We start from the raw sequence: 10,878 nt of genomic DNA, 5'->3' as shown, positions 1-10,878 counted from the left end.
ATGCAGTCTCAGGCCTCGACCAACGCCGCCTGAGCAAAGAAAATCATACGTCCCGCTTCCGCGCCAGCAAATTTGCAGCGCTAGGCGACATTCATGCGCGCGCCCGTGCGCTCAAATTAGCGCTTACGAAAGTTGTGGTCGCGGATGGCAAAGCCACCGTTTCGCGCGAAGTCGATGGCGGCGCGGAAACGCTCTCCTTGAAGCTGCCTGCCGTGGTCACCACGGACCTGCGCCTGAACGAGCCGCGCTACGTGACGCTACCGAACATCATGAAGGCGAAGAAGAAGCCTTTGACGACGGTGAAGCCGGCTGATCTGGGCGTGGACGTCACGCCGCATCTGAAGACGCTGAAGGTCACGGAACCGCCGAAGCGGCGCGCGGGCGTCACGGTGCCGGATGTGAAGACGCTGGTGGACAAGCTCGAGAGCGAAGCCAAGGTGCTGTAAGGAGAGGCGAGATAATGACGATTCTGGTAATCGCGGAACATGATAACGCGTCGATCAAGGCGGCGACATTGAATACGGTCGCAGCGGCTTCGAAGATCGGCGGCGATGTGCATGTGCTGGTCGCAGGCTCGAACGCGCAGGGCGCGGCGGATGCGGCGGCGAAGATCGCGGGCGTTGGCAAAGTGCTGCTCGCCGATGCGCCTCAACTCGCCGAAGGTCCCGCGGAAAACGTCGAAGGTACGGTGCTGAACATCGCGAAGGACTACACGCACATTCTGGCTCCGGCGACGGCGTATGGTAAGAACATCGCGCCGCGCATCGCCGCGCATCTGGACGTCGCGCAAATCAGCGACATTACCGTCGTCGACAGCGCTGACACGTTCGAGCGCCCGATCTATGCGGGCAACGCGATCGCCATCGTGCAATCGATCGATCCGATCAAGGTGATCACCGTACGCGCGACGGGCTTCGATCCGGTCGCGGCAGAAGGCGGCGGCGCATCGGTTGAAAGCATCGAAGCAGCGCCCAATGCAGGCATCTCACAGTTCGTGAGCCGCGAAATGACGAAGCTCGGTCGTCCGGAACTGACAAGCGCGAACATCATTGTGTCGGGTGGGCGTGGTCTGGGTAATGGCGAGAACTACGCGCAAGTGCTCGAATCGCTCGCTGACAAGCTCGGCGCGGCGCTGGGCGCTTCGCGCGCGGCGGTCGATGCGGGCTATGTGCCAAACGACTATCAGGTCGGCCAGACGGGCAAGATCGTCGCGCTGCAGTTGTATGTAGCGGTGGGCATCTCGGGCGCGATTCAGCATCTGGCCGGCATGAAGGACAGCAAGGTCATCGTCGCGATCAACAAGGATCCGGAAGCGCCGATTTTCAGCGTGGCGGATTACGGTCTCGTGGGCGATCTATTCTCGGTCGTGCCCGAACTCGTTAAAGCGATCGACAACTGATGACGTCACAGCATAAACGGCATAGCAATAGCGGGCCCATCGAACTTGCTCCGCAGGCAGGCGTCGTCAACGCAAATGCCGAAGACGCCGCGTTCTGGCGTTCGTTCTCGATGCTCATGCCGTGTCGACCACAAGCACGTGGTGACCGAAAACGAATTCGATGGTGCGATCCGCGCGGCACGCGCTTACTGCGAAATGCACAATTTTGGCGCCTACTACTGGTTGCAGGTTTTTCGCAGCGGTCAAAACGGGCGGAGAGGCCGGCTGGGTAAGGGATTCGAGCGGTTGTCGTCGAAGCGGCGAGAATCCATCGCTTTGCTGATGGAAAATGGCCCAACGCCAAGCCCGACAACAGATTCCGGTGGAATTGAGCGAAGCGCAATGCAACGCATTTGTCTTGCCTGATCTGCCAAGGGGTCGTCGAGGCCCGCTGCCGCGACTGCCGTTGTACAGGATCTTCAACTACATCCCGAAGGCGCTGTACCTTGGCTGCCAGTGGCACATGCTGCCGATAGACAGGAATCAGCAGGGTCGACGCGAAATCCATCCGACGAGCATTTACCGGATCTTTCGTCGCTGGCAGGCGAGCGGATGTTTCGACGCGATATTTCTGGCCTCAGTACGCCGACTCCAGCAGGACGGTTGCTCGATCTGTCGGTCATTCACACCGACGGCACAACGACTGCGGCAAAGAAAGGCGGGGACAATCTCGGTTTCAGTGGTCACAAAAAACTCAAGGGCTGCAAGGTCGTGGCTTTCTGTGACAGGCGCACTCTCGACAAGCGGCATTCCAGGCAACTGGCGATATACACGCGGGCGCGCTGCGACGACACGTAGATCATGGGCTGCGACGCGTCGCGTGCGGAAGGCCCGTTGGAGGAACCGCAAGCCGCGAGAGTGGCGATCGCCACGGCGGCAGGAGCAAGCAGGAAAGTTCGTTTCATGGTGAGGTCGTCGGCGTCCCCGGTCATTTGCGGGGATCTTGTGCGGGCGAAGCGTGGCGCGATCAATGCACCGACCCACACAGCGATCGGCGCAATGCCATGCTTCGCGACAAAGCCGCCTTTCACGCGCGTTGCGTTCGCGCTGCAAGGACACACAGCAAACCAGGCAGCAGCGCGCTCAATCGGATGAAAAAAGCGGATGCCCGAGTATAGCGAGCACAAGCTCGCGCAGTCACCTTCGTTACAAGCTGAAACGTCGCGTCCATGAAAAAACCCGCGACGTCACCGTGTCACGTGCGTGTTCGAAGGCAGCGCGAATTGACAGGCCCGCGCTGCAAGCAGTGCGTGGAGATCTAGAAGCGGTGACGCAAGCCGACAGCCGCGGCGACCTGGTTACCGGTCGACGACGGCGCGAGCGTGTTGATCGCCGCCACGTTCGAACCGAAGTTGCCGAGTTCGCCCGATGCATGCTGATACACGCCTTCGACGTAGACGTCGGTACGCTTGCTCAGCGAGTAGTCGCCTTGCAGCGACACCGTATGCCACTTCGGATCACCCGAGCCGTTAGCGCCCGACATCTTGCCGTCCGTGAACGTGTACGAAGCCGCGAGGCTCATGGCCGGCGTCAGCGCGTAACGGCCGTTTACTTCGAAGTTGTCCAGATGCAGGTTAGTGCCGGCGATGCCGGGCAGTGTCGCGCCGCCGACGTCGATGCCGGTGATGCCGTCCAGTTGCGTATGCGTGTACACGAAGCCCGCCGTTGCCGGACCGTACGAGTAGTTGATGCCCGCACCGAACGTCCGCTGCAGGTTAGCCGCGACCTGCGCGGTGCCGTCGCCTTGCGAGACCGCGCCGCTCAGATTCGAGCTGCCCGAGTTGTTCAGTTGCAGGTAAGCCGCTGCGACGCTCAGCGGGCCGTTGTCATACGAAGCGCCCGCGCTCCACGCGCGATTGTTCGAGAACTGGCCGGCCGAATTGCTGAAGCCATACAGGCCGCCGAACTTCAGACCCGCGTAGTTCGCGCTCGTGTACTTGACCGCGTTCTTGATCGAGAACGAGTTGTCCAGGTTGTCGTTGTCGAACGGGTGGGCCGCGAGATTGTTGCCGTAGCCCGCGCCCGCCTCCGACAGCGGCGCAAGATAGTCGACGACGGAATCGTATTGACGGCCGAGCGTCAGCGTACCGAACTGGTCGCTCTTCAGGCCGACGAAAGCCTGGCGGTTGAACATGGTGTTGCCTTCGGAGAACTGGCCGTTGTTCAGATTGAAGCCGCTCTCCAACGTGAAGATGGCGTGCAGACCGCCGCCCAGGTCTTCGCTGCCGCGCAGGCCGAAGTACGTGTTCGACACCGAACCGCTACCTTGCTGCCAGTTGTTGTGGCCGCCCTGGTTGTTCGAATACACGAGGCCGGCGTCGAGCGTGCCGTACAACGTGACGCTGCTTTGTGCGTGTGCGTTGAGCGCAAACGCGCCCATGAGACCTGCTGCGATGAGGGTTTTTTTCATTTCATGACTCCAGGGACAATGCATCGAGAATCGCATTCGGGGCGGGCCGTCCATTGCGCTGATTGCGCCGGCCGCGTGACGATCCGCTGCGAAGTGTATTCCCCGTATTCGTTTATCCAATCGCGTGAATGGCGCAACAGTCATTTCCTGAATTCGTAACGAAGCGATTTAGGTGGCGTAACTACGCAAAAATAAAGGCGAAATCACAATCGCGGGCGAATAAAGCGCCGCATTGCAGCTTAGGGAGTTGTTGCCGGCGCGCGACCGCTTTCAACCTGCCTTACTGCGAAAGTCTAAAAGAGGTTGCTGGATGAACTCGAATTCACAGCGATTCACGCAATAGAGTATTCGTCGCCTCGGGCGCTGTTTAATTCGTCGCCAGTTTGGAAGTCTTCTTACCGGCCACGAAAGCCGCCTTTTCTATTTTATATGCGGCATTGGAGCCGCTTTATTTGCGATTTTATAACACTTAAATAAATTCCGTTTAAGGGGCGAAATGGACTATTTCCGTGTGCGAGATGACAGCGAACTTGTCCGTTCGTTAGAGCGCGGCGTTCGACGCGGCGGAGGCGGGTAGAATCGCATGCTCGAGATGTGTTTTAGGTCCAGCGAAAGTGAGCGAGCCTGTAATGACCGACCCAACCCTTCCATCGTCAGACAAAGCTGCTGATCCCACGACGGAGGGCATGTTGACACCCGACAAACACGAGGCCGATCCACGGGAGCTCCTCGCCTGCGTCATCGCGATGGGCACCAATATGTGGCTGCGCAAAATGGCCGAAGTCCATGTGCCGTTCAACCCGACCGTCTTCGGCGCTCACGAACACGACAGCCACTACGTGTGTTCGATCTGCTCTACAGCCACACCTCCGACATGCGTCCGCAGCTGCATTCCACCGACACACACGGCACCAACCAGGTGAACTACTGAACCCTGTATGCCTTCGGCTATCGGTTCGCGCCCCGCTATCGCGACTTCCACAAGAAACTCGGCGAGCTCGTTGGCCGTCACGCCCCGGGCCACTACGGCAAGTGGCTCGTCAAACCCTCGCGTAAATCCAATGACGAGCTGATCATCAACGAATGGGCCGCCGTCCAGCGTATCATGGCCTCGCTCGGGCAGAAGCAGGTCTCACGGGCCACCATCGTATGTAAGCTCTCGAGCTACATCCTGCGCTTCATCAACGATGTCGATCTGCGCCAATCCGTGCAGAGGGCTCTCAACCGTGGCGAGGCGTATCACCGGCTACGCCGCGCGGTCGCCTTCGTCAACGGCGGCAAGCTGCGCGTGCACACCGAGGCCGAGCAGCAATTGTGGAACAAGTGCGCCCGCCTGATCGCGAACGCCATCATCCACTACAACACCGCCTTGCTCTCACGCGTCCACGAGCAGAAGCGGGCCGCGGGAGACACGTCAACCTGTTCAGGGCGATGGACTTCCGCGCCGCGACCGGGCCAGTCGACATCGACGCACTCGCCTCGTATTACGCTGACCCCGAGTACTGGGCTCGCATGCTGCGGGCGGCAGCCGAAGAGAAGGACGAGGAAGGCTGACAGCCGTCTTTCGGACTCACATTCCGCCATTCATCTGGCCCGGGAAGCCTTGTCTGTGCGGCTTTAACGGAGTTTTTCAGTTTTCGGGGGCTGGGCAAAATAGCCATATAGAGGGAGCCGTTGCACAACGCGACGCGCAGCGCGAAAAGCGTGGTCCGTTCGAACGCCAGCAGCGCCTTGTAGCGGTCATAGCCGTCGATCGCGTCTCGCCAGGCGCGCCCGAGTCGGATCGTCACGCGATCCGGCAACGTGTAGGCTTTACGGGCATAGAGGTCGCGCAACACGTTCAGCGCGTCGATTGCGGAATGAGCGGTCTGTGCCTCGAATGGCAGGCCCAACCTTCCAATCCCGACCAGGACCGTGAAACGACGCCACGCCGATGATAGTGCGGATTACCCGTGTGAAAGTAGGTAATCGTCAGGCTCGCCTGCAGCATCAGAAACCCCACCTTGAAACAGGTGGGATTTCTGCGTCTACGCGGCCGGAAGAACACGCGAAGTATCGTTGCCACTGCGCAAAAAACCACAGCGGCAACTCGCCGCGGCTAAATCACTACCACAGTACTTTCCCCAACCGAGTCGGGAATAACTCGCGGCAGCACATCGCTGGCGCTATCGGCTTGGCCAATCTCTGCCAGCAACGCCTTATCGCGGGCGATCACCTTTGGCAAATGCGTGCGCAAAAATTCTACCCATGTCCTCGTCTTCGCGTCGATAAACTTCCGCGACGGATACAGCGCATAAACGTTCATCTTCTGCAGCGTGTAGTCTGGCAATACGCGCACCAAAGTACCGTCTCTTAATCCGGCGATTGCCGCGTAAAGCGGCACCATGCCTATGCCCATCCCTTCCCGGATCGCAACGATTAGCGACTCCGCGATATTCACCTGCACCGGACCGTCGACATCCATCGTCTCACTGCCGTTAGGCCCGTCGAGTACCCACTCGTGCGGCGCGAACGCGGGCGTATGCAGGATCAGGCACTCGTGATGAGCGAGATCCGCCGGTCGTTGCGGCCCACCATGCGCTCTTACATACGCTGGCGATGCGCACAGTATGCTGAACGTCGTCCCAAGCGGAAGCGAAACGAGGTCAGAATTGGGTAGCGCCGACGCTCCAATTACCGCGACATCCGAGCTTCCTTCGAAGAGATCGGGCATCCGTTGCGACAACGTCAACTCCACAGTCACTTCCGGATAAAGCGCGCGATAGCGTGATATAGCCGGCAACACATAATGCTGGCCGATGCTCGCGAAACTATGCATACGAAGGGCGCCGCTCGGGCGTTCTTGGGCACAACTGGCTTCTTCCTCGGCTGTGTCGACGTCCGCAAGGATTTGCTGACATCGCTTGAGATAACGCTCGCCTGCGGTAGTGAGCGCGAGACGGCGTGTCGAGCGATTCAGCAAGCGCGTACGCAGATGAGCCTCGAGTTCCGAGACTGCGCGTGACATGGCGCCGGTCGTCGAATTAAGAGACTGAGCTGCAGCGGTGAAACTGCCGGCTTCCACTACGCGCGAGAACACGCGCATGTTTTGTAACGTATCCATCGATCCTTCTATTTCGCGGCAGAGGCCGCATTGTCCGCTCGACTGATCGGCTCATTGTTGTTCGTTCTGGAAGAGAGGTTCCGAAGGTGTCCAGTTAATGCCCGCATCGCATGCTCCTACAATCGGCGCCTTGCCTGCCGGCGTCTGTGCGATCGACCGGCGCTTTCTTCCGCGACGAACCGAGGCGCATTGCCTTTCGATGAAACGCCAGCATGCGATTAAACCGATGGCAAATTTCGCTGGAGCGTGGCGCGCGTTGTTCCAGAGTTTGAGTCCAGCCATCCGCGAGTGGGCACACAGCGACGGACTCGTCTGGCTGCATCTGCTCAAAACAGTCACTGCGGGGCTGCTTGCACTGGGTAGTGCGATGTTGCTGGATTTGCCTCAGCCGCGCATCGCCATGACCACCGTTTTTGTGCTGATGCAACCGTTCAGCGGGATGGTGCTCGCGAAGAGTTTCTACCGGATTCTCGGCACTGCGGTGGGGGCGGTAGCAGCGTTGGTACTCGGCGCGCTTTTCGTCCAGCAGCCCGAGCTGCACATGCTTGGCATGATCGTCTGGGTGAGCGCGTGCATTGCAGCGGCGGTGCGGTATCGGCATTTCAGGTGGTACGGCTTTGTTCTCGCGGGTTACACGGCGGCGCTGATCGGCATTCCGAATGTCGCGACGCCCGAGGGTCTTTTCCTCGCGGCACTGACGCGTGCAGCGGAAGTGGGAGTCGGGATCGTCTGCTCGAGCGCGGTAAGTGCGTTGATTGTGCCCCAGCGCTCCGGCCTTGCGCTGCTGCAAACACTGCAAGTCCGCTACGGGAATTTTACTGCGTTCGCTGCCGACGTGCTTTCGCGCCGGGTCGATCGCAGAGCATTCGAGCGCCGTTTCGCGCAGCTCGTCGACGAGATTGTGGGTTTCGAGGCCACGCGCATCTTCGCTGCTTTCGAGGATCCGGCGATGCGTTCACGCAATCATCGCCTCGGCCGGCTCAACAATGAGTTTATGCACGCGTGCACGCGTCTGCATGCGCTGCATCAGTTGCTCAAGCGCTCTCACGGCAGCGACGCCGCCCCGATCGTGAGGCGCATCGATCCATACCTTCGCGAACTCGCGGCATTGCTTTCATTGCAGCGGGACGTATCGGCGGATGGTTCACACCTGGCCACTCGTTTGCGAGAGTTCCAAGCCACCCTGCCACGACGTATCCGACAGACCAGAGAGCAGCAGGGACACGCATCGGCGGAAGCCCTGGCGGACTTCGATACCGCGTCGGAACTGCTATACCGTTTTGTCGACGAATGGACGAAGTACTGCGACAGTTACGCCACGCTTGCGCAACGTAAGCTCAGCCCGCGGCAAGAGACAAAAAACAGCTACTCCAGTAAAACGAGCAGTTATGCGGTCGCTTTCACGTTTATCCGCTCCGCCACAGTGATGGGGATGGCCGCCTGGTTCTGGCTCGCAACCGACTGGCCGAGCGGAGGCCTTGGGTTTATCGGCGCTGCGCTTGCGTGCGCGCTGACGTCCATCGCGCCGAACGCTCCCAAGATGGCTGTTCAAATGGCGCTCGGCGCCGCGCTCGGGACTCTCGCGGGTTACGTGTTCACGTGCTACGTGTATCCAAACATCGACGGCTTTCCGCTTCTTTGCATCGTGCTGTCCCCAGTACTGGCGCTGGGTGCGCATCTCGCGGCGTGCAAGCGCGCAGCGGGCCTCGGCGTCGGCTTTTCGGTGTTCTTCTGCTTACTGGCCGGACCGGATAACGTCGTGACTTTTGAACCGGACTTGCTAGTGAACAACGGCATCGCCGTCACGGCGTCGATGTTGTTGACCGCGATCGTCCTCGCCACAGTCTTTCCCGCCGATATGGACTGGCTCATCGAGCGAATCATGAACGATCTGCGTGCCCAAGCCGTGCTCGCATGCAGAGGCCAACGGCCGAAGCTCAACCAACGCTTTCAGTCGAGCACGCACGACCTCGCTTCGCAATTACGTGCGCTGCTCGCGCGGCGCTCGCGTCGGCGCAGGCACGCATTGCGCTGGATGCTGGCGACTCTCGAAGTGGGACACGCCGTAATCGATCTGCGCGATGAAGTAGCACATGCTGAGTATGTCCAGGCACTGCACCCACGTTGGAGTGCGGCCGTCGACCGTGTGCTCGATCATCTCGCGCAATTGTTTGAGCGGCCCGACGCGCGAGCGCTCGAGCGCGCCGTGGTATCCGTCCGCTCGGCGATATGGATCGCACAGGACGTACTGGACGCAGTGCGAACCGGTCCCGACAGACGTCACGATATACAGCGCATTTTGAGTTGCCTTCATTTCATTCGCACTGCATTGCTGGACAACGATGCGCCGTTCAAACAGCGCTATCCCACGAACGTAGAGTCCGCCACGCGCGCAATCTTTCCGTGATGATCTTTCGTCGTTCTATGTTTGCTTTGATTGTAACGTTGGTCGGCGCGCTGCTGTCGCAGTCGCAAGCCTGGGCTGCGGGAACATTGCGCATCGCGATGACGGCTGCCGATATCCGACCACGACCGGTATGCCCAATAACGGCTGGGAGGGCATGCGCTTCCTCGGCTATCCGGTCTTTGAAGGGCTGATCCTGTGGGACCTGTCGCATTCGGACAGGCTGGCCAGCTTGCGTTCCGGTCTGGCCACAAGCTGGGAGCAGTCACCGGACAAGAAGACCTGGATCGGCGCTGTCAACTTGGCGGTGGTGAGCCGGCGCAGTGCCAAAGAGGTAGATTGCTCAGAAAGCGGTCGACGGATTTTGGCTGAGCTCGGTGAATGCATGCCACGCAGCGAATCGGGCGGCGAGTTGTTTGCGATAACGAGAGGCGCGCAGCAAATGTCGTTTGAGAGCAAAGTGCTGCCGAATAAGACCGAAGCTCGACAGAAAAGCTTGCGTTCGCTTCGGGTCGCGGAACCCGCGCATGCGTCGTTCGCGTTCACGGGTAGGTTGATGACTATTCTCAGCCCGGTTATTCACCCGTGCAGCAGCCTTGACGAACACGTGTTTGACGCCGGCCAACTCGGGGATCTCGGCCTTCGCGGCCGGATAGCTTCGTAATTGATCTGTGACGATCTCGCGCGGAACGGGACAGCACGTGCTTGAAGAAGCGTTTCGCAGCGGATTTGTCCCGCCGCTTCTGCAACAGAATGTCGAGTTCGGCACCATGCTCGTTAACCGCTCGCAACAGCAGATGAGGCTCACCGCGCAGCGTCACGAACATCTCATCGAGATGCCAGGTGCTGCCGGGCTTGCGACGCGCGGCCTTGACGCGATGCGCGAAGCGAGTGCCAAACTTATCGCACCAGCGTCGCACGGTTTTATGGCTCACCACCACGCCGCGTTCGAACAACAACTCCTGAATGTCGCGCAGGCTCAGTTGAAAGCGGAAATGCCAACGCACCGCGCAAGTGATGACTGCAGCCGGAAAGCGGTGACGTTGATAGAGGGATTTCGATTTCATCATCGGGCCATCTTACGCGAGCACCTCGGCAATGTGACAGCGCCCCCAAAACGACTCAATCGGCGCATTGTCGAAGCAGTTTCCCAGGCGACTCATTGACGCCTGCATGCGGAACTGGCCCGACAAGTTCCTGCTACGCGTGGGCGCCGTTCGTCGGCATGACACAGGTCGCGATTGCCGTTGGCTTGTTGATGGGCGGCATGGTGGCCGACCGAGTTGGCATTCCCGCCGATTTCCGGCTCGGCAGTGCGCTGGCCCTACTCGGTCTGACGGCGAACGCCAGTTTTGGCAAAACTGCAAATAACACCGTCAAGCTCGGTTGACCTGTCCGTAAGCGGCTCGGCTGGGCCAGTTCCTCATTCGCGCGCGCGCAAGGCATGATGGTGCTGTCGTGGTGGAATTCGTATAGATCAGGGGGTCGTGTCCATGATCGGCGATCGTGGGCACGATTCACGC

Annotated in this window: 8 protein-coding genes and 3 pseudogenes; 6 read left to right on the top strand and 5 right to left on the bottom strand. The window is 59.9% G+C overall.

Annotated elements, in window-relative coordinates:
- The 3 genes from F6X42_RS40550 to F6X42_RS40540 form a co-directional block, all read left to right on the top strand.
- Window positions 1–446: electron transfer flavoprotein subunit beta/FixA family protein (locus F6X42_RS40550; RefSeq protein ID WP_376776520.1), on the top strand; the 446-nt coding region annotated here is incomplete at its 5' end.
- Window positions 447–460: 14 nt separating this feature from the next.
- Complete coding sequence (locus tag F6X42_RS40545) at window positions 461–1,399, top strand: electron transfer flavoprotein subunit alpha/FixB family protein (protein WP_187639419.1); 939 nt, start codon at window positions 461–463, stop codon at window positions 1,397–1,399.
- A 141-nt stretch (window positions 1,400–1,540) separates the two neighbouring features.
- Complete coding sequence (locus F6X42_RS40540; RefSeq protein WP_187639418.1) at window positions 1,541–1,804, top strand: hypothetical protein; 264 nt, start codon at window positions 1,541–1,543, stop codon at window positions 1,802–1,804.
- Window positions 1,805–2,121: 317 nt separating this feature from the next.
- On the opposite strand, the gene F6X42_RS40535 is transcribed toward F6X42_RS40540, so the two are convergent.
- Both F6X42_RS40535 and F6X42_RS40530 read right to left on the bottom strand, forming a co-directional pair.
- Complete coding sequence (locus tag F6X42_RS40535) at window positions 2,122–2,469, bottom strand: hypothetical protein (RefSeq protein ID WP_376776519.1); 348 nt, start codon at window positions 2,467–2,469, stop codon at window positions 2,122–2,124.
- A 227-nt stretch (window positions 2,470–2,696) separates the two neighbouring features.
- Window positions 2,697–3,848: a porin gene (locus tag F6X42_RS40530; RefSeq protein ID WP_187639417.1), complete on the bottom strand. Its 1,152-nt coding sequence runs from the start codon at window positions 3,846–3,848 to the stop codon at window positions 2,697–2,699.
- Window positions 3,849–4,578: 730 nt separating this feature from the next.
- Here F6X42_RS40530 and F6X42_RS46205 point away from each other — a divergent pair.
- Window positions 4,579–5,469 (top strand): annotated as a pseudogene (locus tag F6X42_RS46205) (Tn3 family transposase); the annotation flags it as partial.
- A gap of 42 nt (window positions 5,470–5,511) precedes the next feature.
- On the opposite strand, the pseudogene F6X42_RS44950 reads toward F6X42_RS46205, so the two are convergent.
- Window positions 5,512–5,734 (bottom strand): annotated as a pseudogene (locus F6X42_RS44950) (hypothetical protein); the annotation flags it as partial.
- A gap of 212 nt (window positions 5,735–5,946) precedes the next feature.
- Window positions 5,947–6,951 carry a LysR family transcriptional regulator gene (locus F6X42_RS40515; RefSeq protein ID WP_187639415.1) on the bottom strand — a complete coding sequence of 335 codons (1,005 nt, stop codon included), beginning with the start codon at window positions 6,949–6,951 and terminating at the stop codon, window positions 5,947–5,949.
- Between the two features lie 199 nt (window positions 6,952–7,150).
- On the opposite strand from F6X42_RS40515, the gene F6X42_RS40510 reads away from it, so the two are divergent.
- Complete coding sequence (locus F6X42_RS40510) at window positions 7,151–9,358, top strand: FUSC family protein (protein ID WP_187639414.1); 2,208 nt, start codon at window positions 7,151–7,153, stop codon at window positions 9,356–9,358.
- Between the two features lie 340 nt (window positions 9,359–9,698).
- Here the strand turns inward: F6X42_RS40510 and F6X42_RS40500 are convergent.
- Window positions 9,699–10,425, bottom strand: a pseudogene (locus tag F6X42_RS40500) (IS6 family transposase).
- Window positions 10,426–10,580: 155 nt separating this feature from the next.
- Here F6X42_RS40500 and F6X42_RS40495 point away from each other — a divergent pair.
- Window positions 10,581–10,745 (top strand): hypothetical protein, encoded by a 165-nt coding sequence (locus F6X42_RS40495; protein ID WP_187639413.1) that lies wholly within the window; start codon window positions 10,581–10,583, stop codon window positions 10,743–10,745.
- Window positions 10,746–10,878: the final 133 nt, after the last annotated feature.

Origin of the sequence: Paraburkholderia podalyriae (genome assembly GCF_014397785.1) — a bacterium.
Lineage (GTDB): Bacteria > Pseudomonadota > Gammaproteobacteria > Burkholderiales > Burkholderiaceae > Paraburkholderia > Paraburkholderia podalyriae.
The sequence above is the reverse complement of the archived record's forward strand: the minus strand, read 5'-3'. Positions and strand labels throughout refer to the sequence as shown.